This is a genomic window from Ruegeria sp. AA3, from assembly GCF_056542905.1.
Map to the genome: position 1 here is coordinate 748,276 of NZ_JBQGAQ010000001.1, position 21,552 is coordinate 769,827.

Below are 21,552 nucleotides of genomic sequence, written 5' to 3' on the forward strand. Positions count from 1 at the left end.
GGATCTATTCGCCCGTGGTCTCGAAATTGTCCTGTACGAAGCGGCTTAGCGCACGGACGCCCCAGCCGGTGGCCCCTTTGGGCGCATAAGACGTCTCGGAGGACACCGAGGCCACACCAGCGATATCGAGGTGAATCCAAGGTGTCTCTTCCTTGACAAAGCGCTGCAGGAACTGCGCCGCTGTGATCGAACCAGCTGGCCGTCCCCCTACGTTCTTCATATCCGCAATGCGTGATTTTAGCTGCTTGTCATAACCTTCGCCCAATGGCAGCCGCCATGCGCCCTCATCCTCGGCCTTGGCGGATTTCAGGAAGGCATCACAGAACGTGTCATTGTTCGAAAACACACCGGCATTCTCATGCCCCAGTCCAATGATCACTGCCCCCGTCAAAGTGGCCAGATCGATCATGCCCACCGGCTGGAACCGATCCTGCGCGTACCACATGACGTCGCACAGAACCAAACGACCCTCGGCGTCGGTGTTGATGATCTCAACAGTGTCGCCTTTCATCGATTTGACGACATCACCGGGGCGTGAAGCATTGCCCGACGGCATGTTCTCGACCAACCCGACCAGCCCCACGACATTGGCCTTTGCCTTGCGCTTGGCCAGCGCTCGCATGGTTCCGGCAACAACACCCGCGCCGCCCATGTCCATGGTCATGTCTTCCATGCCACCCGCGGGCTTCAGCGAGATACCCCCGGTATCGAACACAACACCCTTGCCGACCAAGGCCAGCGGCGCGTCATCCTTGTCACCACCATCCCACTGCATCACCACAACTTTCGAGGGGCTGACTGAGCCCTGCCCGACACTCAGCAGCGTGCGCATGCCCAGTTCGGCCAACTTGTCTTCTTCCAGAACCTCGACCTTCAGGCCCAGCGATTCCATCTCGACCAACCTGTCCGCGAATTCGGTTGTCGTCAGCACATTTGCGGGTTCATTTGTCAGATCCCGTGTCATGCGCACCCCATCCGCGACGGCATAGAGCGGCGCAAATTTGGCCTCGGCCTCTTCCGGTTTAGAATGACCGATAACGATCTCTCCTGTCGGATCAGAATCTTTGGTTTTGTGGACATCAAAATCGTAGGCCCTCAGAACCATGCCCAAAGCCAACTCTTCGATTCGCGCGTGGTTGGCGGCCATGACCAGCACGGATTTACCAGCAGACAGCTTTGCCAGATTAGCCCCGGCCTTTCGTGCTTCGTCGAAATCGGGTCGGCGCGGCAGGACCAAAATATCCAGCGCCTCCGCCTCCATTCCTGCCGGCCATGCCAGCGAAATCACATCACCCGATTTCACTTTGCTGAAACGCTCGCTTTCGACCAGCCGCGCAATACCACCTTTGGTCAAACGATTGGCCCGTCGCGCGGCAGGGCTCATCTTGCCATCGGCGGGAATGAGAATGGCCACGCGCCCTTCGGCCTGCGCCATCGCATCAAGGTCAAAAGGGGTGAAACGGACGGGCATGAGACTGCTCATATCATTCTCCTGAAAAATGCGTTGCCCAAGTCCTAGCCCGCGCAGCCACCGTTGACCAGATAGCAGTTTTCCCCGCCGGGCAATTGCATTATGGTCGCGCGAAAATAACGGCAGGCTCGGGGGAGAGAACGTGACACCAATCGGCAGTTACAGGCCGTCGCGCATGATTCCATGCCCGATCGTGATTCTTGGATGCCGGGGTTTGACGGGGATGCCCACGTGATCCTCGACCGCTATTTTGCCCGCCGCTTTATCCAAAGCTTTCTCATAATCGGCGGAATCTTTCTGACTTTGATGATCCTGATCGATCTGATCGAGCAGGTGCGCCGGTTCGATGGTACTGGCCTGTCCTTTGGTCAGCTATTGCAGTTGACGCTTCTAAACACGCCCGCCGCGATTAGCGAGATGCTACCGCTTTTGATGATCTTGGCCACTATTGCATTGTTCGTTGGCCTTGCCCGCAGTTCCGAATTGGTCGTGACCCGAGCCATCGGCCGGTCTGGAATCCGCGCGTTATTGGCCCCGGTATTGCTGGCGCTGACAATCGGAACACTCGCGGTTGCTTTGCTGAACCCGATTGCCGCTGCCACCTCAGAAGAATTTCAGCGTCTGTCGGATGGCTACCGAAACCAAGGCAGTTCGGCCCTTTCGATCAGCCGCGAAGGGCTATGGCTGCGCCAGGGTTCAGCCAATGGCCAGTCGGTGATCCACGCAACCGGTACGGTCAACGGAGACAGGTTCGCCTTGAAAGACGTAACCATCACCACATTCGCACCCGACGGTAAACCGAACCAACAAATTTCAGCCCGACAGGCCGATCTTGAGGATGGGTTCTGGACCCTGCATCAGGCCAAGATCTGGCCTATTCAGGATGACCTCAACCCCGAAGCAAATTCCAGCACGCACGAGGTACTGAACCTCCCGACAACGCTGACACGAGATCGGATTCTGGACACTTTGGGGCAGCAGGATTCAGTATCCGTCTACGACTTGCCGCAATTGATCCGAGATCTGGAAGAGGCCGGATTTTCCACCAAACAATATGAAGTCTGGTTGCAGGTACAGCTCGCCCGTCCGCTGTTTCTGGTCTCGATGGTTCTGATCGGTGCGGCCTTTACAATGCGCCATGTCCGGTTTGGTGGCACGGGTGTTGCCGTACTAACTGCCGTTTTGCTGGGGTTCGGCATTTATTTCATTCGAAACTTTGCGCAAATTCTTGGCGAGAACGGACAATTGCCGATCCTTGTTGCGGCCTGGGCTCCACCTTTTGCGGGTATCCTTTTGTCACTGGGTCTTTTGCTTCATGCGGAGGACGGCTGATGCGCCCTATCCTCTCCTTACTACTTTCGACCGCATTGATCCTGTCCCTGCCTGCTGTTGCTATGGCACAGTCGGAAGTGCCAGGCGCCACCAACGACACCGGTACGGCTGAGCAAAATCAACCAGCCCTACTTGTGGCCGATGAGATTTTCATCACCCCGGACCGCAAACTGGTCGCCGAAGGAAATGTCGAAGCTTTTCAGGGCGACGTGAAACTCACAGCCCAAAGCGTCACCTATGATCGTGAAACAGGTGAGCTGACTCTGGTCGGCCCAATCCGGATCGATCAAGGTGGGGACAGCACATTGCTGGCCGATTCTGCACAATTGGATAGCGGCATCCAGAATGGCTTGTTGATGGGCGCGCGCATGGTATTTGAGCAGCAGGTTCAGATCGCGTCGGTCCAAGCTACCCGTGCGGCGGGGCGATACACACAGTTCAGCAAAGTGGCGGCAACCTCATGTCATGTCTGCGCAAACGGCAACCCACCAATCTGGCAAATTCGCGCACGCAAAGTCACGCATGATCAGCTCGAAAGGCAGCTGTATTTCGAAGGCGCCCAGTTCCGCATTCTGGATGTACCTGTCTTCTATTTCCCCACCCTGCGCCTGCCCGATCCAACTCTCGAACGCGCGACAGGTTTCCTGGTGCCATCAATCCGCACGACCTCGCAGTTGGATACTGGCCTACAGGTCCCTTATTTCTTCAAGATCGGGGATCACAAAGACCTGACGCTGACACCCTATCTGTCATCCAAAACCCGCACCCTAGGATTTCGGTACAGACAGGCGTTCAAATCCGGTCGCATCCGATTAAGAGGCGCCTATACGCGAGACGATCTTCGACCTGGCAAAGATCGCGGATACCTCTTTGCAGATGGTCGCTTCAGCCTGGGAAACAGCTATCGACTGACGTTTGACATCAAAACAACCTCGGACGACTCGTATCTGGCCGACTATGGCCTGCCCGATTTTGATCGCCTGCGCAGCGAGATCGCCCTTGAAAGGATAAAACGCGACACTGCATTCAGGACCGGCTTCATCCACTATAAGACTCTGCGGGATAGCGAAGATCAGGACGAGATCCCATCGCGTATCTTCGACCTTAACTATCGAAAACGTTTATTTCCCAATGCCCTCGGAGGCGAAGTTCAACTGGCCTTTCTTGGCCACACTCACACTCGCACCAGCGATGAGGATATTGTTGGGCGCGATGTTGCCCGCGCGACTTTTGACGCAGAATGGCTGCGCAACTGGACTTTCGCAACCGGGCTACGTGCCGAGGCCCAGCTGGGCGCAGCAATTGACACGTTCAACATCAGAAATGACAGTAGTTATCCGAACAATGTGACGCGCTCGACGCCGCGCGCGGCCTTTACTTTGCGCTACCCAATGTTGCGACGCGAGCAATCTGGCGCAACGCAAATTCTGGAACCTATTGCACAAATCGGTTGGACACATGTTTCAGATAACGATGTGCCTAACGACGAAAGCACATTTCAAGAACTCGATCAGGGCAATCTGCTCGCGCTTTCGCGATTTCCTGCGCCGGACCGGCGCGAAGATGGCACAACCGCAGTGGTTGGCTTGAATTGGTCCCGCTACAACGCTGATGGTTGGCGGGCACTCGCAACAATAGGGCAAGTTTTTCGGTCCGACGCAGATCCGGATTTCACACTGACTTCAGGGTTGCAGGGGACGAAATCGGACATTCTGCTGGCCGGTCAACTTGACAATGGCAATGGGCTGACATTGGCAGCACGTGGACTGCTTAACAGTGATTTCAGCTTTACCAAGGCCGAATTGCGCGCAGCTTGGATAAAAGGGGATACTGCATTAGCTGCCGGTTATATCTGGCTCGAGCCAGACCCTGCTGAGCTCAACAACGATGAAATTTCAGAACTGCGTGCTTCAGGGCGCTATCGTGTGGACCAGAACTGGCTGACAAGCGCCAGTGCGCGCTATGATTTCAGCGAATCTGAGCCACTCCGACTGGGATTTGGTTTGACCTACCAGAATGAGTGCGTGCAGGTGAATGTGAACGTCAACAGACGCTTTACCTCCACATCAAGTATTGAGCCTTCGACGGAATTCGGCTTTACCGTAGCCCTGACAGGGTACTCCGTCGAAGGCAATGGACAAAAGTTTAAGAGAAGATGCAGTTGATCTCAGGTTTCACAAAATCTCTTCGCGCGGGCTATCGTAATTCGGTCCTGCCGGTGTTGGCCGCCGCGTTTGTTGCCCTGGCGACACCCCCGGCCCAGAGTCAAAGCCTTTTCTCTCCTGCAATCCGGGTCAATCAAGACATTGTCACTTGGTATGAACTGCAACAGCGCCAACAGTTTCTGGATCTTCTGGGTATCCCCGGCAGTTCCGAAACAGAAGTTCGCAATGCATTGATCGATGACAGGCTGCGTAAACAGGCTATGCGTGATGCCGGGATTCAGGCGACGCCGGAAGATGTTCAATCTGGAATTGATGAATTCGCCTCACGCGGCAACCTAAGCACGGACGAGTTTCTAAGACTACTGAACGAGGAGGGTGTTTCCACGGAAACCGTACGGGATTTCGTGGCCGACCAATTATCCTGGCGGGATTATGTCGCCACTCGCTTTTTGTCACAGGCCCGGCCGAGCGAGGATGAAATCAATCGCGCACTGGGACAGGGCGGCGGCGGCGGCTTGCAGGTTTTATTGTCAGAAATCATCATTCCAGTAACCCCGCAAACACTGGCTCAAGCCGAGGCTCTGGCCGACGAAATTGCATTGCTCCCTGATCAGGAGAGCTTTTCGGCCGCCGCAACACAGTACTCTGCAGCGGCTACACGTGAAAATGGCGGGCGGCTCGAATGGCTTTCGATCACAAATCTGCCGCCCGCTCTGCAGCCGGTCATCCTAGGCCTGAAAAATGGTGAGATTACTGATCCGCTTGCGCTGCCAAACGCGGTGGCGCTATTCCAGATGAGGGGTATCCGTGAAACAGCGGGCAGTGCTCCGCGATATTCCGAAATCGACTACGCCATCTATTACCTCCCAGGTGGCCGCAATACAGATACGCTCGCAAAAGCCACCAAACTCAAGGAAGAGATCGACACCTGCGATGATCTCTATGGATTGGCCAAGGGTCAGTCGCCGGATATTCTTGATCGTATCAGCGCTAAACCGTCCGAGATACCACGCGATGTTGCATTGGAACTGGCCAAGCTTGACCCAAATGAGGTTTCAACTGCACTGACACGAAACAACGGTCAGACGCTGATGTTCCTGATGCTGTGCAACAGAACCCGCGATCTGGGTGAAGAAACGACCCGAGTGGATGTCGCCAACGCTCTGACACAACAACGCTTGCAGGCTCTTGCTGATAGCCTGCTGGAACAGCTCCGAGCAGAAGCCGTCATCATCGAGCAATGACACCATCTATCGCACTCAGCTGCGGCGAACCTGCAGGAATAGGCCCCGAGATCGCGGCCAAAGCCTGGCAATCATTGCGCGATGAATGCCCGTTCTTCTATATCGGCGATGCCTCGCACCTCCCGGCCGGCACTCCGATCAATCGGATATCTGACCCAGCAGAAGCCCGTGCAGCAAGCGCCACTGCCCTGCCCGTTCTGCATGTCGAGTTTTCGTCTGCAAATACACCCGGACATCCCGAAGCCAAAAATGCGCCCGCTGTCGTTGATGCTATTGAACGGGGTGTCGAGTTGGTCCAATCCGGTGCAGCATCGGCGCTTTGTACAGCACCGATCCACAAGAAGGCACTGATCGATGGGGCTGGATTTGCGTTTCCGGGACATACCGAATTCCTAGCCTCACTGGCGGGACAGTCGCGAGTCGTGATGATGCTCGCGAGCGATCAGTTGCGGGTGGTACCAGCCACCATCCATGTTCCGCTATCGCAAGTCACAAGCGCGCTCACTCCAGAAGTTTTGCGTGAAACGATCGAGATCACCGCACGGGGTTTGCGCGACCAGTTTGGCATCCCCAATCCCAGAATCGCCGTGGCTGGATTGAACCCCCACGCGGGCGAAGAGGGAAAGATGGGGACTGAGGAGCTCAACTGGATCGCGCCGCTGATCGCCGATTTGTCACCCATTGGCTATTCAGTGACCGGCCCGCACCCCGCAGATACCATGTTCCACACCGCGGCACGTGCGCGCTACGACGCGGCGATCGCAATGTATCACGACCAGGCGCTAATCCCGATCAAAACGCTGGATTTCGACCGAGGTGTAAACGTGACGCTGGGCCTGCCCTTCGTCAGGACCTCGCCGGATCACGGCACGGCCTTGGACATTGCAGGCCAAGGGATCGCAAACCCAACCAGCCTGATCGAGGCGCTCAAACTGGCCCAGAAGATGGCGCATTCCCGCTAATGCTTCATCTGGCCAAAAATATCCCCGCCGGAGGCAAAAAATATCTGGCGCACCAAATCCAATCCGAACAACGATAAAGCCATGAGCGCCATCGACTCCCTCCCCCCGCTGCGCGAGGTTATCGCCACCCATCAGCTCTCGGCCCGCAAATCGCTGGGTCAGAACTTTCTGCTCGACCTCAACCTGACGGCAAAGATCGCGCGGCAGGCCGGAGACCTGGACGAATGCGATGTCCTTGAGATCGGGCCGGGACCTGGTGGTTTGACCCGTGGCCTGCTGTCTGAGGGGGCCCGCAAAGTTGTCGCCGTTGAAAAAGACACCCGCTGCATCGCAGCCTTGAACGATATTGCCGCCGCTTATCCCGGCAGGCTCGAGGTCATCAACGGTGATGCGCTGGAAATCGATCCATTAGCCCATCTTACGCCTCCGATTCGCGTGGCCGCGAACTTGCCTTATAATGTCGGGACCGAGCTTCTGGTCCGCTGGCTCACCCCGCCCGTATGGCCGCCCTTCTGGCAAAGCCTGACCCTCATGTTCCAGCGCGAAGTGGCCGAGCGGATCGTAGCACAACCCGGCAGCAAGGCCTATGGCCGCCTTGCCATCCTCGCCCAATGGCGGGCCGAAGCGCGCATCGCGATGTCCCTGCCGCCCGGAGCGTTCACACCCCCACCGAAGGTCTCTAGCGCGGTGGTTCACCTGACAGCGTTGCCCGAGCCCCGGTATCCAGCGGACGCCCGCACCCTGTCCCGTGTGGTCGCTGCGGCCTTCAATCAACGTCGCAAAATGCTGCGTGCCTCGCTCAAAGGTACGGCCCCGGATATCGAAGACCGCCTGCTTGCCGCTGGTATCAAACCCACTGAACGCGCCGAGCAGATTCCGCTGGAAGCTTTCTGTGCCTTGGCTCGCGAAATTCAGAAACCCTGATCGCAATAAAAAGCCCCGGGTAAAAACCTCGGGGCTTTTGTCGGCGTGAGCCGATCTTATTCGGCCGCTTCTGGTGCGTCGCCTGTATCGGCGGGCGTATCCTCAGCTGCAGGCGGTGCTTTGGGCTTGCGCGCCCGCGGTTTACGCGCCGGCTTTTCCTTCTTCTCCTGAGCCGGAGCTTCGGCACCTTTGCTTTCGGGTGTCTCGACCAACCCGCTTTCAGGCGTCGGTTCGGCCGAGGCGAAATCCATCACATCAGGTTGCGGAGCTTCGGCAGGGTCCGCCTGACGAGCCGCTTCGCGCTCCTGACGTTCGGCACGCTCACGGTCACGTTCAGCTTGCCGTTCGCGGTTCTGGCGCTCTTGCTCTTCGCGGCGCGCTTCGATCTCGCGCTGCGCCTCGCTCAGCATGCGCAGGTAATGCTCGGCGTGTTGCTGAAAGTTCTCGGCCGCCACACGGTCATTCGACAGCTGTGCGTCGCGCGCCAGTTGGTTGTATTTGTCAATGATCTGCTGCGGTGTGCCACGCACTTTGCCCTCAGGACCCGAGCTGTCAAAAACCCGGTTAACGACGTTGCCGCCAGAAGGACGATTGCGGTTGTTCTTGGCCCGCGAGCGGGATTTGGAAGATCTCATCTTACTTTACGTCAGCCTTATCAATTCACTGTCGATCAGCCCGTATCTAACGCTGCTCAGTGGCTTTGTGCCGTTACGCGCTATCGACTTTTTGGGCTTGGCGTCAGGGGTGCGCTGAAACAGCGTCAACCTCGCCGACTAATCCTGAGTAAACATGTCCTGAGCGCTCAGACAAGAGGATTCTCACAATTGTCGCAGCTTTTTTACATCAATCGGCATTTTTCAGCTTCAGATTCCCCTGGATGGTGGCATTCTTGCCCCTACAACCCGGTCACGCCCGTCCAGATCAGGGATCACCTGCGTGCGCGTCAGTCCAGCGGCATCAAATAACGCTGATACATAAGCGCCTTGTGTTGGACCGATTTCTACCAAAATACGCCCGCCAGGCATCAGATAATCTGGGGCCGAGGCCGCTATACGACGGTACGCATCCAATCCGTCGCCCTCATCCGTCAAAGCCATGCGCGGCTCATGTTCACGTACTTCCGGCGAAAGATCATTCATTTCTTCCGCCGAAATATAAGGCGGATTCGAAACAATCAGGTCAAATTGCCCCTGAATGTTTTCAAACCAATCCGACCGCCGAATCTCCAAACGCGCCTGAACTTGATGCTGAACAGCATTGGCGCTGGCCTGCAGGCAGGCCGCTTCGCTCAAATCCACCCCGACGCCCGAGGCGCTCGCCCGTTCAGCTAGCAAAGTAATCAAGATACAGCCCGAGCCCAAACCCAGGTCCAGAACATGATCGAACGGTTCACTTAGAGCTGCTTCGATCAAAGCTTCGGTTTCGGGACGAGGGTCAAGTACATCACGGCTGACCCGGAACCGACGACCATAGAATTCGCGCTCGCCCAGAAGGTGCGACACCGGCACCCGGATGGCACGAAGAGAAATCAACTGGTCATAGCGCTCTGCGATATCAACGGGCAGCTCCTCGGGTGCGATCAGCGTCACACGGCTGGCCTCGATCCGTGCCGCATGGGCCAGCAGCACCCGCGCATCCCGCGCCGGATCGGGCACCCCTGCCGCGCGCAAACGCGCGGTGGCCGCTACCATGGCCTGCGCAGCTGTCAGTGCCGCAATCATTGCGCCATCTCGGCCAGCAGCCGGGCCTGATCATCTGCGGTTAGCGCATCAATCACCTCATCCAGATCGCCCTGCATCACCTGATCCAGCTTATAGAGCGTCAGGTTGATGCGGTGATCCGTCATACGACCCTGTGGGAAATTATAAGTCCTGATCCGTTCCGACCGGTCACCCGAGCCCACTTGGCTGGCGCGATCCGCTGACCGCTCACTGTCGATCCGCTGCCGCTCCAGATCGTAAAGGCGCGTTTTCAGCACCTGCATCGCAATCTCACGGTTGCGATGTTGCGATTTCTCGGAGCTGGTCACCACGATACCGCTGGGCAGGTGCGTGATCCGCACCGCCGAATCCGTAGTATTAACGTGCTGCCCACCCGCGCCGGAACTGCGCATCGTGTCGATGCGGATGTCATTCGCGTCGATCTGGATGTCTACATCCTCAGCCTCAGGCAAAACCGCGACGGTCGCTGCCGAAGTGTGAATACGCCCGCCACTTTCGGTTTCGGGCACACGCTGTACCCGATGCACGCCAGATTCATATTTCATCCGCGCAAAGACGTTGTCGCCTTTGATATGAGCCACTACTTCTTTGATCCCGCCGAGATCCGAGGCCTGTTCCTCGATGATTTCAAACTGCCACCCCTTACCTTCGGCATAGCGCTGATACATACGCAGCAGGTCTCCGGCGAACAGGGCCGCCTCATCGCCACCTGTACCGGGCCGTATCTCCAGCATTGCCGGGCGCGCATCCGCCGCGTCTTTGGGCAATAATGCCAGCTGTAGCGCATGCTCGGCTTCGGGGATACGGGCCTGCAGTTCGGGAATTTCCTCCTCGGCCAGCTCTTTCATGTCTGGGTCGGCCAGCATCGCTTCGGCCTCGGCCAAATCGGAGACCAACAAACGCCATGCCATGATCTGATCAACCACCGGCTTGAGGTCGGAATACTCCTTGGCCAAGGCCGCAATATCTCCGCCCGATGCGCCATCAGCCATGGCCGCTTCTAGGTATTGGAATCGCTGGGTGATCTGTTCTAGGCGTTCTTCGGGGATCATCCGCGCGGTGTCTATCATCCGGGGGCTTTGGTCAAGGCCTTGCCTTGTGCTAGGCTTAGCGCATGAAACGACTGATCCTGGCCCTGACACTTGTTGCAACCCCTGGTTTGGCCGACGTTGTTGGCCCCGGGGGCAAGGTGCAGGACTGCTATTGCACCGACAAATCAGGCACCCGCGTCGAATTGGGAGAGATGATCTGCCTGCAGGTCGACGGTCGCATGTTCATGGCCCAATGCCAGATGTCACTGAACGTGCCCATGTGGCGCGAGGTGCAGGAAGGATGTTTGTCGTCAGGGTTGCAGCAAAGCAAGCCAGTGGGAGACCCGCTGTCGATTGACGCCGAAATCTTTCCGACCAAATCTTGAGCGCGCATAGATGCGCAGCTTATCCCCGTCATGCTGAACGGTGGTGTAGTCGGGAAACCCGAATACCCTGGAACGGATGACATAAGTTATCATTCCCTCTTCGATCGAACCTGCCAGCACGGTCGTGCGCGGCGTCGAGCGGGCGATATGATCGAGTTGCTCCATCGCTTCCGGGGCTGCCTCAACGACCCGCACTACGCCGTTCCTAAAATCTCGATCCAATCCTTCGGGGGCAACATGCCAGCGCGTTGGGTCAGACGGCGCAAGGCGAACATATGCACCCATCGCAATGCCCACCGAAATCAACAGCCAAAGCACCATTTTCATCTGCCCTTCGAGCCCTTTGCGCAAAGCCTACCCAGTCCGAGGGCGACCAACACCCCTACCGTGGCGTCACGCCCGGCAGAATGCACAGCATCTCGAACAGCAGGTTTGCTGCCGTCAGCGCCGTATTGCCCGACGGATCATATGGCGGAGAAACCTCTACCAGATCGCAGCCCACCACGTTCATGCCCGCCAGTGCATGGATCAGCTGCAGCGCCTGCGGAGTGGTCAGACCCGCGATCTCGGGCGTGCCCGTTCCGGGTGCATATGCCGGATCGAGGCTGTCGATATCATAGGTGATATAAACCGGATGATCCTCGACCGTCTTGCGGATAAGTGAGCCGATTTCGGTCAGGTTCTGTTGCCACAGCTCCCACGCCGGGTACTGGCGAAAGCCCCAGCCCTGCGCCTCGGTAAAGTCGCTGGCGGCATAGCCCGAGCCGCGAATGCCGATCTGGAAGGTCTTGTCGGGCACGATCAACCCTTCCTCATAGGCTCGTCGAAAGACGGTGCCATGGGTCTCTTTCTCGCCAAACATCTCGTCATTGACATCAGCATGGGCATCCACATGGACCAGAGCCACTGGACCATGCTTGGCCGCCATCGCCCGCAGGATCGGCAAAGTGATCGAATGATCACCTCCCATTGCCACCGGGATGACGCCTTGCGCCAGAATGCCGTCATAGCTGCCCTTGATGATCTTAAGACTATCAGCCAGCGAGAAGGTGTTGATCGCCAAATCTCCAATATCCGCGATCTGCAGATGTTCGAACGGTGCCGCGCCATTGGCCATGTTATAGGGCCGTATCATCGCACTTTCGCTGCGGATCTGCTTGGGTCCGAACCGAGTGCCCGACCGCCAAGAAGTGCCGATATCCATCGGAACCCCGAGGATCGCCACGTCCAGCCCTTCAAGCGACGACGCCTGCGGCAGGCGCATGAATGTATTCGGCCCCGAAAACCGCGCCAGATCATTGCCTCCAATGGGTTGGTTATGTTCGGTCATGTACTGTCTCCGATCCGGTGCCTTACCAAGCAGATACCGGGATTATGCCTAACCAAAGGTTAAGGCTTCACCAGCTTGTTCCACCCCAACAGGCAAATGATCTGCGTCGCCACATGGGCCCCCGCAATCGCCGTCGCACCAGATGTGTCGTATGGCGGAGAAACCTCGACCACATCACCACCTTTGATGTTGATACCGGCAATGTCGCGCAGGATGATTTGCGCCTGAATGGAGCTCAGCCCACCCCAGACCGGTGTCCCGGTGCCCGGGGCAAAGGCCGGGTCCAGACCGTCTATGTCAAAGCTCAGATAAACGGGTCTGTCGCCCAATATCCCTTTGATCTTCTGCGCCACAACGGCGGGTCCGGATTCATAAACCTCGCGCGCATCGATGATATTGACGCCCAGCGTGTCCTCATTTGTGGTGCGTATCCCCACCTGAACCGAACGTTTCGGGTCCACGATCCCCGATTTCACCGCCTTGTAGAACATGGTCCCGTGGTCCACGCGGGACATGTCATCATCGGCCCAGGTGTCCGTATGCGCATCGAATTGCAGCAGCGACATCGGCCCATATTTCTCGGCATAAGCTTTGAGGATCGGGAAGCTGATATAATGATCCCCGCCTAGCGTGACCGAAGCGACATTGGTCTTCAGAATGGTACGGATGTGATCGGTCAGGGTGTCGGGAAAGGCCGGGATATTGGCATAGTCATAGGCCATGTCGCCATAATCCACGATGGCCAGCTCACTCAGAGCATCAAAAGGCCAGCCATAAGGCGCATCAGGCGATTGCAACGCACTGGCCTCGCGGATCGCACGAGGGCCAAGCCGGGTTCCGGGGCGGTTTGTCACCGCCTGATCGAAAGGCACGCCGGTTACCGCGATATCCGCTCCGGTCAGGTCTTTGGTATAGAGCCGCCGCAGGAATGAGGTCGCGCCGCCAAAGGTGTTCTCATAGGACAGCCCCTTGAGATCGGGGTTGGTGAACGCCTCATCCACCTGGTTCTTTGCATCTTCCAGTGCCATGTCTTTTCCCTATCAGCCCAACGGCTGTGCCTTTTCAACGATCCGCGCGAAGAAGGACGCTCCGATCGGCGCGACGTCATCATTGAAGTTGTATTTCGGATGGTGCAGCCCGGCACCCTCTCCTTGACCCATGAACAGATAAGCACCGGGTCGGGCCTGCAGCATGTAGGAAAAATCCTCTGCCCCCATCTCACGCCCAGCATTATCCTTCACACGTTCCGCACCCGACACATCCCGCGCCACTTCGGCCGCAAACGCGGCCTTTTCGGCATCATTGATGGTGGCAGGATAACCCTCTTGATACTCCAGTTTGGCCTCAACACCGTACGAGGCCGCCTGCCCTGCCACAATCTGCGCCATCCGTTCTTTGACCATTTTCTGCACTACAGGATCAAAGGTGCGGACAGTGCCGTTCAAATAAGCGGTGTCGGGAATGACATTGTTCACCGTTCCGGTGTGGATCTGCGTCACCGATACCACCAGATCGTCAAGTGCATAGTGATTTCGACTGACAATTGTCTGAATTGCCTGCGCCATCCCGCAAGCCGCCATCACCGGGTCTTTCGTTTCATGTGGCATGGCCCCGTGGCCGCCAACACCTTGAATATGAATCTCAAACGTATCCACTGCCGCCATCAAAGGCCCCGGCGTGGTTTCGAACAGACCCTCAGGCCGACCCGGAGTATTGTGGATGCCATAGACCTGAGAGATATCGAACCGATCCATAATGCCTTCTTCGACCATGACGCCCGCGCCGCCACCTTCTTCCTCGGCAGGTTGAAAGATCAGGGCAACGCGGCCTGCGAAATTCCGTGTCTCGGCAAGATAGCGCGCTGCGCCCAACAGCATGGTGGTGTGGCCGTCATGCCCGCACGCATGCATCATGCCGGGGTTCTTCGAGACGTAGTCAACGCCCGTCTCCTCGGTAATCGGCAGCGCATCCATATCGGCACGCAGACCAATGGTCGGACCCTCGCCCTGCCCATTGATGATCGCGACCATGCCTGTTTTGGCGATCCCTTCGTGCAGCTCATCCACGCCGAACTCGCGCAAACGCTCGGCTACGAATGCAGCGGTCTCATAGCATTCGAATTCCAGTTCGGGGATGGTGTGAAGGTGCTGGCGCCACTTGGCCATATCGGCGGCGTAATCGGCAATTCGGTTGACGACGGGCATCTGGGGTGGACTCCTGATCCTGACTGCGGGATGGATGCATCTGACACCGGAACGAAAGGGTTCGCAATGGCCGAAAATCCTCTGATCCACGATACCGATGCGGGTATCGAGCGTTTGCTGGAAATCATGCGTCGTCTGCGCGATCCGGAAACCGGCTGCCCTTGGGATATCGAACAGGATTTCGCCACCATCGCGCCCTATACGATCGAAGAAGCCTATGAGGTCGCCGATGCCATCGAACGTAAGGCCTATGACGAGTTGAAAGGGGAGCTGGGTGACCTGCTGTTCCAATCCGTCTTCCACGCGCAAATGGCTGAAGAGGCTGGGTATTTCACCTTTCAGGACGTAGTGCGCACCATGTCGGACAAGATGGTTGACCGCCACCCGCATGTGTTCGGTGACGAATCCCGTGACAAGTCCGCCGACCAACAAACGAAGGATTGGGAGACCATCAAAGCCGCCGAACGCGCGGGCAAAGAACAGAAAGGCGCACTGGACGGCGTCGCCGCCAACCTGCCTGCTTTGCTACGTGCGCATAAACTGCAGAAACGTGCCGCGCGTGTGGGCTTCGACTGGCCCGACGCCAGCCATGTGCTGGCAAAGATCACCGAGGAGGCCGCCGAACTGGAAGAAGCGCGCGACAGCATGGATGCCGATGCGCTGGAAGATGAATTCGGTGATCTGCTGTTCGTGATCGTCAACCTCGGCCGCCACTTAGGCATCGAACCCGAGGCTGCCCTGCGCCGCACAAACGCGAAGTTTACCCGCCGTTTCGAGAAGGTCGAAGCCCGGCTGGCTAAACGCGGGAAAACGCCCACCCAAAGCGATCTGGCCGAAATGGATGCGCTGTGGGATGAGGTGAAATTCGAGGAGCACCGCGCCAATGGCAAACTCCCGCCGGTGAATGCTCCGGCAGACACGTAATTCGGCTAGACAAGTCCCGCGACACTTGCGAGTGTCCCACCTTCACGGCCCTCGGAGACCCCCATGCCCCGTAAAATCATCATCGATACCGATCCCGGTCAGGACGACGCCGTTGCGATACTTCTGGCCCTTGCCAGCCCTGAAGAGATCGAGGTTCTGGGCATCACCGCCGTCGCCGGAAACGTTCCGCTGGAACTTACCGCCAAGAATGCACGCATCGTATGTGAATTGGCGGGCCATACCGATATCCCCGTCTATGCCGGATGCGACCGACCGCTGAAACGCCCGCTTGTCACCGCCGAACATGTTCATGGCAAAACCGGGCTCGACGGTCCTGTTCTCCCCGATCCTGAAATGCCTCTGGCCGAAGGACACGCGGTCGATTTCATCATCGAAACCCTGCGCGCGCATGAGCCCGGCACGGTCACGCTCTGCCCGCTGGGGCCGCTGACCAACATCGCCTCGGCCTTTCTGAAGGCGCCCGATATCATCGACCGGGTGCAAGAGATCGTCTTAATGGGCGGCGCCTATTTCGAAGTTGGAAATATAACTCCAGCTGCGGAATTTAACATCTATGTCGACCCGGAAGCGGCTGATATCGTGTTTAAATCCGGCATCCACATCGTGGTGATGCCGCTGGACGTGACCCATGACGCGCTGGTCACGCCTTATCGCAATGACGCCTTCCGAGCATTGGACAGCAAGGTCGGTCATGCGGTGGCAGAAATGACCGATTTCTTCGAACGCTTCGACAAAGAAAAATACGGCTCGGAAGGCGCGCCGCTGCACGACCCCTGCGTGACCGCCTATCTGATCCGGCCCAATCTGTTCTCGGGCCGCCACATCAATGTTGAGATCGAAACCCAATCAGAACTGACGTTGGGCATGACCGTGGCCGATTGGTGGCGAGTCACCGACCGCGCACCAAATGCCATGTTCATAGGCGACGTGGACGCTCAGGGCTTCTTCGACCTGCTTACAGAAAGGCTTGCCCGCCTATGACTGCCGCACTCCGCCTTGCCCGTCCCGACGATCTGGATCGCCTGATGGCACTGATCGCAGCGTTTCATTCGGAATCCGGCATCGCGCAGGATGACGAGAAGCGCCGCAACGCGCTGGCCCCTCTGCTGGATGGCATACCGCATGGCTGCATCTATCTGATCGGGCCGGGCCGAGCGCCGCTGGGCTATGTCATCCTCACCTTCGGCTGGTCAGTCGAGTTTGGTGGCATGGACGCATTTGTGGATGAGATTTACATCCGCCCTGCTGTCCGTGGCCGCGGTATCGCAACCGAAGTGCTGCATGATCTCCCCAAAGCGCTGGCCGAAGCTGGCCTGACCGCCCTGCATCTTGAAGTCGACCGCACCAATGAGACTGCGCAGAAACTTTATCTGCGGTCAGGTTTCAAACCGCGCGAACGCTATATGCTGATGAGCAAATTGCTCTAGCGCGATTCACCCCGGAAGATCACAGCGGGGTTCACCATGTCCTGAACCGGATCATCCTGCGAGACCTCCATCCCCGTGATCGGATAGGTCCCCGGCTCCGAGCAAGCGGCCAGAAGCCCGACGGAAAGCATTGAAATTACAAGAAAGATCTTTGAAGCAGACATATCGTCCCCCTTTCTGCAATACAGGCAGAATATCGGGGCTTGTTCCGCCGCAATAGGAACAAGTTCACACATAATGATTCTTATGTCGAAATATTCTAGCTTAGAGGCAATTCTTGTTGAACGTCTGTTCCATGGTTTTTAGTTGCCTTGGCACCCGCTTGGGCTGCGGCAACGCGTTGAGCTGCTCGGTTATGTTCTCGCCGGTGTACCAGGATTCGAACAAAAGGGCTTTGATGTCATCGTCCAGCACCGTATCGGCGACGTTATAAGTACACAGACATTCCTCCATCGTGATCTGCCCGCTGGGATCACCTTCCACCATCTTCTGACACACTGCCTCTGGCGGTCGATCAGCAAACACCAACTGAGGCAAGATCAACAGCGAAACTGCACCCACGAAGAGTTTTAGATGGCTCATATGACGTCCTCTCCCATCGACCACCGCGTGATGGCCTATCTGACACAGATTAGACGGAACGACGACAAGACAAAGAAAAAAATAGCCCCGGCGATAACGCCGAGGCCCATTCAAGTCCAAATGCAGAGACGCAGATCAGCGTTTCAGGATAGACGAACCTGCATATTCCGCGACCTCGCCCAGCGATTCCTCAATACGGATCAACTGATTATATTTCGCCAACCGGTCCGAGCGCGCCAGAGAGCCGGTTTTGATCTGGCCACAGTTTGTCGCGACCGCCAGATCGGCAATCGTGGCGTCTTCGGTCTCGCCCGAGCGGTGCGACATTACGTTGGTGTATCGCGCGCGGTGGGCCATATCGACGGCACGAAGGGTCTCGGTCAGCGAACCGATCTGGTTCACCTTGACCAGCATCGAGTTCGCACAGCCACGCTCGATTCCTTCGGCCAGACGCGCCGGATTGGTCACGAACAGATCGTCGCCGACCAACTGCACCTTGTCCCCGATAGCGTCGGTCAGGGCCTTCCAGCCATCCCAGTCATCTTCGGACATACCGTCTTCGATCGAGATGATCGGGTAATCGTTGACCAGTGCTGCCAGATAGGCGGCGTTTTCATCGGATGTCAGCGATATGCCCTCGCCCGCCAGCACGTACTTACCGTCTTTGAAATACTCGGTCGCAGCGCAATCCAGCGCCAGATGGATTTCCTCACCCGGCTTGTAGCCCGCTTTTTCGATGGATTTCAGAATGAAATCCAGTGCCTCACGAGTCGACGCGATGTTCGGAGCAAAGCCGCCCTCATCGCCCACACCAGTGGCCAGACCAGCCGCCGAGAGTTCTTTCTTCAACGTGTGAAATACCTCAGACCCCATGCGCACGGCCTCACGGATATTCGCGGCCGAGGTCGGCATGATCATGAATTCCTGAATGTCGATCGGGTTATCGGCGTGTTCTCCACCATTGATGATGTTCATCATCGGCACCGGAAGAACGCGCGCTGAAGTACCGCCGACGTAGCGATACAGAGGCTGTGTGGTGAAATCCGCCGCCGCCTTGGCCGTCGCCAGCGAGACACCCAGAATGGCGTTCGCGCCCAGACGGCCCTTGTTCTCGGTCCCGTCGAGTTCAATCATCGCCTTGTCGATGGCCACCTGCTCAGTCGCATCAAAGCCCACCAGTTCTTCGGCTATCTCACCGTTAACGGCAGCGACCGCTTCCAGCACGCCCTTGCCCATATAGCGGGCCTTGTCGCCATCACGTTTTTCCACTGCCTCATAGGCACCGGTTGACGCGCCCGAGGGCACGGCAGCGCGGCCCATAGTGCCGTCTTCCAGAATCACGTCCACCTCGACCGTCGGGTTACCCCGGCTGTCCAGAATTTCGCGCGCGTGGATGTCGATGATCGTGCTCATGATATGGGTCCCGATGATGCCAACAGTTGCATGCCTCATAGCAGCACGCGGCAAAAAGTAAACCGCTTCCGTTATCGCTAACACGTATATTTTTCAGCCTTTAGGGCTAACAGTTTGCTGTTTGCGCCAACAGGTAGCGGGTGCTTAGGCCGCTGCCAGCGCCTGCGCCAGCTGGCGTTCTCGAATGAAGGTGTACAAACCTGATCCGATAATCAGACCGGCACCGGCCAGCGTCATGCTGTCAGGGCGTTCGCCGAACATCAGCATGCCGGCCATGATCGAGAACACCAACCGGGTATACCGAAACGGCGTCAGCGCCGAAGCCTCGCCGATCCGCATCGCGGTTACGATGCCATAATAGCCCAAAACGCCGAACCCGATGGCACCCAGATAAGGCCCGATCTGCGCAGACTGCAGCGGCACGATGGGCTGTACTGTGAACACCATCAGGGCCGCACCAGCCAGCGCTACTCCGATATAGGCCTGCAATGCGACGACCGACGAGGCTACACGAACATCCAGCCTGCGTGTGATCAGATCACGCGCTGCGATCGCAACAACCGAAACCAAAACAAACAGAGATTCTGGCTGGAAACCTTCGAGCCCGGGGCGAATGATCATCAAGACGCCGACAAAGCCAATGCCGATGGCGCTCCAACGACGCCAGCCGACCTGCTCGCCCAGAAACAGCGCAGCCCCCATCGTAACGAATAGCGGCATCGCTTGAAAAACCGCAGCTACGGTCGACAGATCGACCAATGACAAAGCGGTCACGAAGCTGAGCGCTCCAAAAGCCTCGGTCCCTGCCCGAAGCAGTGGCAGCGGTTCCCACGCGACAGGATCGAAAATGCGTTTACGTGTCACCAACGACATGATTGCAAAGACGGTTCCGCAGAACAGACCCAACACGATCATGATCTGCCCGGTCGAGACACTGACCGAAAGGTACTTGATGAACATGTCCTCAAGCGCGAAGGCTGCCATCGAGCCGATGATCAGCAAAATGCCGTTTACGTTGTTCATGCGCGTTTCCGTTGGAATTGACCGCTAACTTGCGAGTCCTTCCAGCACAAAAATCGTAACCTTCACGACGTCGCAAGCAGTATTGCGACATGTTCGATGATTTCCCGTGCGCCGACCAATCGATTTTCGTGATGAGTTAGTCTTTTTCCAGCGGTACGCCGTACAATTCCAGGCGATGGCCTTTCAGCTTATACCCAAGCTTGGCCGCAATCTTTTCTTGCAGTGCTTCAATCTCAGGGTCTACGAATTCGATCACCTCGCCTGACTGCATGTCGATCAGGTGATCGTGGTGATCGCGCTCTGCGTCCTCGTATCGCGCGCGGCCATCACCGAACTCCAATCGCTCCAATATCCCGGCCTCTTCGAACAGCTTAACGGTGCGATAGACCGTTGCGATCGAAATCCCCGAATCCTCTGCCGAGGCACGGGCATACAGCTCTTCCACATCCGGGTGATCCTCGCTCTGCTGCAATACCTGGGCGATGGTCCGGCGTTGACCGGTCATGCGCAGGCCCTTGGCTTCGCAACGAGCGATAATCGTATCGGACATGGTGACCCCCGGAACTGTTCGAAACTCTGTCATAGTATGTCTGAGTGCCTTGCGCCACACAGGATTTACGCATCAGGCAGCGCGTCGCAAATCGGCCCAAACCGGCAAATGGTCAGACGCGATGTGCGCCGGTCGCGCATCGTGCACCCCATGCAATGCTGCCTCAAGCCCCTGCCCCACTGCGATCCTGTCCAGCGCGCCCAATGGCTGTGCAGCCGGAAAGCTGGGTACGGGCGGCAAAAACCTCATGTCCGGAGCCAGATGATCCAGAACCGGTTGTCGCGACCATTCGTTGAAATCGCCAGCCCAGACGGTGGGCATATCCTCAAGATCGGAGTCACAGCGCTTGATATGGTTGATTTGCTGGCGTCGCGACGCGGGCAATAATCCCAGATGCATCCCCATCACGCGCAAGGGCCCGATCTGTGTATCAAATTCAACCCGCACAGCACCACGCGGCTCCAGCCCCGGCAACTCGTGATGCCCTGTCCGGCGCACCGCAATTGTGTCTCCACGCCAGATGACGGCGTTGCCGTGCCAACCCAGACTGCCCGCACCACCCAGATCGACAATCTGCCAGCCGGCTTCGTCCAACATGAAATGCGGCAACGCGGCAGGGCGCGGTGGCAAACGTTTGTCGGCCTCCTGCAGCACAACAATATCCGCCTGCATACTCTCAATAACCTGCAATATCCGCTGCGGTTGCCGTCGGAAGTCGAGTCCCACACATTTCTGAATGTTGTAACTGGCTAGACGCAGTGTTGACTGAAGGACCATGGGATTCCGATGTTTGCTCAAACACTAAGAGTGCCACTCTCAGCGCCTAGTGCAACATGAAATTC

General features: G+C 57.4%; 23 protein-coding genes. 9 read left to right on the forward strand and 14 right to left on the reverse strand.

Annotation, left to right across the window (positions count from 1 at the left end):
• Positions 1-4 precede the first annotated feature (4 nt).
• Positions 5-1,483 (reverse strand): leucyl aminopeptidase, encoded by a 1,479-nt coding sequence (locus tag ACR0JR_RS03735; protein ID WP_170773912.1) that lies wholly within the window; start codon positions 1,481-1,483, stop codon positions 5-7.
• Between the two features lie 219 nt (positions 1,484-1,702).
• Between ACR0JR_RS03735 and lptG the strand changes: the two genes are divergently transcribed.
• The 5 genes from lptG to rsmA all read left to right on the forward strand — a co-directional run bounded on the left by lptG (position 1,703) and on the right by rsmA (position 8,098).
• Complete coding sequence (gene lptG / locus ACR0JR_RS03740) at positions 1,703-2,803, forward strand: LPS export ABC transporter permease LptG (protein ID WP_480455188.1); 1,101 nt, start codon at positions 1,703-1,705, stop codon at positions 2,801-2,803.
• Positions 2,803-4,968 (forward strand): LPS-assembly protein LptD, encoded by a 2,166-nt coding sequence (locus ACR0JR_RS03745; protein ID WP_480455045.1) that lies wholly within the window; start codon positions 2,803-2,805, stop codon positions 4,966-4,968. Before lptG ends, ACR0JR_RS03745 begins: the two co-directional genes overlap by 1 nt.
• Positions 4,959-6,212: a peptidylprolyl isomerase gene (locus ACR0JR_RS03750; protein WP_480455046.1), complete on the forward strand. Its 1,254-nt coding sequence runs from the start codon at positions 4,959-4,961 to the stop codon at positions 6,210-6,212. Before ACR0JR_RS03745 ends, ACR0JR_RS03750 begins: the two co-directional genes overlap by 10 nt.
• Positions 6,209-7,174: a 4-hydroxythreonine-4-phosphate dehydrogenase PdxA gene (pdxA, locus tag ACR0JR_RS03755; protein WP_480455047.1), complete on the forward strand. Its 966-nt coding sequence runs from the start codon at positions 6,209-6,211 to the stop codon at positions 7,172-7,174. The genes ACR0JR_RS03750 and pdxA overlap by 4 nt, the downstream gene beginning before the upstream one ends.
• Before the next feature lie 81 nt (positions 7,175-7,255).
• A complete protein-coding gene (gene rsmA, locus ACR0JR_RS03760) occupies positions 7,256-8,098 on the forward strand; it encodes a 16S rRNA (adenine(1518)-N(6)/adenine(1519)-N(6))-dimethyltransferase RsmA (protein ID WP_480455048.1) in 843 nt (280 codons plus the stop codon).
• A 56-nt stretch (positions 8,099-8,154) separates the two neighbouring features.
• Here the strand turns inward: rsmA and ACR0JR_RS03765 are convergent, their stop codons facing one another.
• The 3 genes from ACR0JR_RS03765 to prfA form a co-directional block, all read right to left on the reverse strand.
• The gene (locus ACR0JR_RS03765; RefSeq protein WP_010440450.1) at positions 8,155-8,733 is read right to left on the reverse strand and encodes a DUF4167 domain-containing protein; all 579 of its coding nucleotides are present in this window, start codon (positions 8,731-8,733) and stop codon (positions 8,155-8,157) included.
• A 228-nt stretch (positions 8,734-8,961) separates the two neighbouring features.
• Positions 8,962-9,819 (reverse strand): peptide chain release factor N(5)-glutamine methyltransferase, encoded by an 858-nt coding sequence (prmC, locus tag ACR0JR_RS03770; RefSeq protein ID WP_170470761.1) that lies wholly within the window; start codon positions 9,817-9,819, stop codon positions 8,962-8,964.
• Entirely contained in the window at positions 9,816-10,871 is a 1,056-nt protein-coding gene (gene prfA, locus ACR0JR_RS03775; RefSeq protein ID WP_480455189.1) for a peptide chain release factor 1, read from the reverse strand. The genes prmC and prfA overlap by 4 nt, the downstream gene beginning before the upstream one ends.
• 62 nt (positions 10,872-10,933) lie before the next feature.
• Here prfA and ACR0JR_RS03780 point away from each other — a divergent pair, with 62 nt between their 5' ends.
• Positions 10,934-11,236 (forward strand): hypothetical protein, encoded by a 303-nt coding sequence (locus ACR0JR_RS03780; protein WP_170781662.1) that lies wholly within the window; start codon positions 10,934-10,936, stop codon positions 11,234-11,236.
• On the opposite strand, the gene ACR0JR_RS03785 is transcribed toward ACR0JR_RS03780, so the two are convergent.
• The 4 genes from ACR0JR_RS03785 to ACR0JR_RS03800 are packed head-to-tail and all read right to left on the reverse strand — an operon-like array spanning position 11,162 to position 14,770.
• Positions 11,162-11,563 carry a DUF1499 domain-containing protein gene (locus ACR0JR_RS03785; RefSeq protein WP_170781661.1) on the reverse strand — a complete coding sequence of 134 codons (402 nt, stop codon included), beginning with the start codon at positions 11,561-11,563 and terminating at the stop codon, positions 11,162-11,164. The genes ACR0JR_RS03780 and ACR0JR_RS03785 overlap by 75 nt on opposite strands.
• Before the next feature lie 55 nt (positions 11,564-11,618).
• On the reverse strand, positions 11,619-12,566 hold the full coding sequence (gene speB, locus ACR0JR_RS03790) for an agmatinase (RefSeq protein WP_480455051.1): 948 nt from the start codon (positions 12,564-12,566) through the stop codon (positions 11,619-11,621).
• Positions 12,567-12,625: 59 nt separating this feature from the next.
• On the reverse strand, positions 12,626-13,594 hold the full coding sequence (gene speB / locus ACR0JR_RS03795; protein WP_480455052.1) for an agmatinase: 969 nt from the start codon (positions 13,592-13,594) through the stop codon (positions 12,626-12,628).
• A 12-nt stretch (positions 13,595-13,606) separates the two neighbouring features.
• Positions 13,607-14,770, reverse strand: coding sequence for a M20 aminoacylase family protein (locus ACR0JR_RS03800; protein WP_170781659.1), 1,164 nt, complete (start codon positions 14,768-14,770; stop codon positions 13,607-13,609).
• Between the two features lie 66 nt (positions 14,771-14,836).
• On the opposite strand from ACR0JR_RS03800, the gene mazG reads away from it, so the two are divergent.
• The 3 genes from mazG to ACR0JR_RS03815 all read left to right on the forward strand — a co-directional run bounded on the left by mazG (position 14,837) and on the right by ACR0JR_RS03815 (position 17,142).
• Positions 14,837-15,694, forward strand: coding sequence for a nucleoside triphosphate pyrophosphohydrolase (gene mazG / locus ACR0JR_RS03805; protein ID WP_480455054.1), 858 nt, complete (start codon positions 14,837-14,839; stop codon positions 15,692-15,694).
• A 63-nt stretch (positions 15,695-15,757) separates the two neighbouring features.
• On the forward strand, positions 15,758-16,696 hold the full coding sequence (locus ACR0JR_RS03810; RefSeq protein ID WP_480455056.1) for a nucleoside hydrolase: 939 nt from the start codon (positions 15,758-15,760) through the stop codon (positions 16,694-16,696).
• Positions 16,693-17,142, forward strand: a complete 450-nt coding sequence (locus ACR0JR_RS03815; protein WP_480455057.1) for a GNAT family N-acetyltransferase — start codon at positions 16,693-16,695, stop codon at positions 17,140-17,142. Before ACR0JR_RS03810 ends, ACR0JR_RS03815 begins: the two co-directional genes overlap by 4 nt.
• On the opposite strand, the gene ACR0JR_RS03820 is transcribed toward ACR0JR_RS03815, so the two are convergent.
• The 6 genes from ACR0JR_RS03820 to ACR0JR_RS03845 form a co-directional block, all read right to left on the reverse strand.
• Complete coding sequence (locus ACR0JR_RS03820; RefSeq protein ID WP_010440483.1) at positions 17,139-17,306, reverse strand: hypothetical protein; 168 nt, start codon at positions 17,304-17,306, stop codon at positions 17,139-17,141. The genes ACR0JR_RS03815 and ACR0JR_RS03820 overlap by 4 nt on opposite strands.
• A 100-nt stretch (positions 17,307-17,406) precedes the next feature.
• Entirely contained in the window at positions 17,407-17,724 is a 318-nt protein-coding gene (locus tag ACR0JR_RS03825) for a hypothetical protein (RefSeq protein ID WP_480455059.1), read from the reverse strand.
• A 135-nt stretch (positions 17,725-17,859) separates the two neighbouring features.
• A complete protein-coding gene (eno, locus tag ACR0JR_RS03830; protein WP_480455190.1) occupies positions 17,860-19,137 on the reverse strand; it encodes a phosphopyruvate hydratase in 1,278 nt (425 codons plus the stop codon).
• A 144-nt stretch (positions 19,138-19,281) separates the two neighbouring features.
• Positions 19,282-20,160, reverse strand: a complete 879-nt coding sequence (locus ACR0JR_RS03835; protein WP_480455061.1) for a DMT family transporter — start codon at positions 20,158-20,160, stop codon at positions 19,282-19,284.
• A 136-nt stretch (positions 20,161-20,296) separates the two neighbouring features.
• Positions 20,297-20,710 (reverse strand): Fur family transcriptional regulator, encoded by a 414-nt coding sequence (locus ACR0JR_RS03840; protein WP_010440496.1) that lies wholly within the window; start codon positions 20,708-20,710, stop codon positions 20,297-20,299.
• A 72-nt stretch (positions 20,711-20,782) separates the two neighbouring features.
• Positions 20,783-21,487 carry an endonuclease/exonuclease/phosphatase family protein gene (locus ACR0JR_RS03845; protein WP_029621850.1) on the reverse strand — a complete coding sequence of 235 codons (705 nt, stop codon included), beginning with the start codon at positions 21,485-21,487 and terminating at the stop codon, positions 20,783-20,785.
• Between the last annotated feature and the right edge of the window lie 65 nt (positions 21,488-21,552).

Excerpts from the sequence above, each read along its gene's own strand:
- ACR0JR_RS03735 (WP_170773912.1), bottom strand. The coding sequence starts at position 1,483 with ATGAGCAGTCTCATGCCCGTCCGTTTCACCCCTTTTGACCTTGATGCG.
- ACR0JR_RS03745 (WP_480455045.1), top strand. The coding sequence starts at position 2,803 with ATGCGCCCTATCCTCTCCTTACTACTTTCGACCGCATTGATCCTGTCC.
- ACR0JR_RS03750 (WP_480455046.1), top strand. The coding sequence starts at position 4,959 with ATGCAGTTGATCTCAGGTTTCACAAAATCTCTTCGCGCGGGCTATCGT.
- pdxA (WP_480455047.1), top strand. The coding sequence starts at position 6,209 with ATGACACCATCTATCGCACTCAGCTGCGGCGAACCTGCAGGAATAGGC.
- rsmA (WP_480455048.1), top strand. The coding sequence starts at position 7,256 with ATGAGCGCCATCGACTCCCTCCCCCCGCTGCGCGAGGTTATCGCCACC.
- ACR0JR_RS03765 (WP_010440450.1), bottom strand. The coding sequence starts at position 8,733 with ATGAGATCTTCCAAATCCCGCTCGCGGGCCAAGAACAACCGCAATCGT.
- prmC (WP_170470761.1), bottom strand. The coding sequence starts at position 9,819 with ATGATTGCGGCACTGACAGCTGCGCAGGCCATGGTAGCGGCCACCGCG.
- prfA (WP_480455189.1), bottom strand. The coding sequence starts at position 10,871 with ATGATCCCCGAAGAACGCCTAGAACAGATCACCCAGCGATTCCAATAC.
- ACR0JR_RS03780 (WP_170781662.1), top strand. The coding sequence starts at position 10,934 with ATGAAACGACTGATCCTGGCCCTGACACTTGTTGCAACCCCTGGTTTG.
- ACR0JR_RS03785 (WP_170781661.1), bottom strand. The coding sequence starts at position 11,563 with ATGAAAATGGTGCTTTGGCTGTTGATTTCGGTGGGCATTGCGATGGGT.
- speB (WP_480455051.1), bottom strand. The coding sequence starts at position 12,566 with ATGACCGAACATAACCAACCCATTGGAGGCAATGATCTGGCGCGGTTT.
- speB (WP_480455052.1), bottom strand. The coding sequence starts at position 13,594 with ATGGCACTGGAAGATGCAAAGAACCAGGTGGATGAGGCGTTCACCAAC.
- ACR0JR_RS03800 (WP_170781659.1), bottom strand. The coding sequence starts at position 14,770 with ATGCCCGTCGTCAACCGAATTGCCGATTACGCCGCCGATATGGCCAAG.
- mazG (WP_480455054.1), top strand. The coding sequence starts at position 14,837 with ATGGCCGAAAATCCTCTGATCCACGATACCGATGCGGGTATCGAGCGT.
- ACR0JR_RS03810 (WP_480455056.1), top strand. The coding sequence starts at position 15,758 with ATGCCCCGTAAAATCATCATCGATACCGATCCCGGTCAGGACGACGCC.
- ACR0JR_RS03815 (WP_480455057.1), top strand. The coding sequence starts at position 16,693 with ATGACTGCCGCACTCCGCCTTGCCCGTCCCGACGATCTGGATCGCCTG.
- ACR0JR_RS03820 (WP_010440483.1), bottom strand. The coding sequence starts at position 17,306 with ATGTCTGCTTCAAAGATCTTTCTTGTAATTTCAATGCTTTCCGTCGGG.
- ACR0JR_RS03825 (WP_480455059.1), bottom strand. The coding sequence starts at position 17,724 with ATGAGCCATCTAAAACTCTTCGTGGGTGCAGTTTCGCTGTTGATCTTG.
- eno (WP_480455190.1), bottom strand. The coding sequence starts at position 19,137 with ATGAGCACGATCATCGACATCCACGCGCGCGAAATTCTGGACAGCCGG.
- ACR0JR_RS03835 (WP_480455061.1), bottom strand. The coding sequence starts at position 20,160 with ATGAACAACGTAAACGGCATTTTGCTGATCATCGGCTCGATGGCAGCC.
- ACR0JR_RS03840 (WP_010440496.1), bottom strand. The coding sequence starts at position 20,710 with ATGTCCGATACGATTATCGCTCGTTGCGAAGCCAAGGGCCTGCGCATG.
- ACR0JR_RS03845 (WP_029621850.1), bottom strand. The coding sequence starts at position 21,487 with ATGGTCCTTCAGTCAACACTGCGTCTAGCCAGTTACAACATTCAGAAA.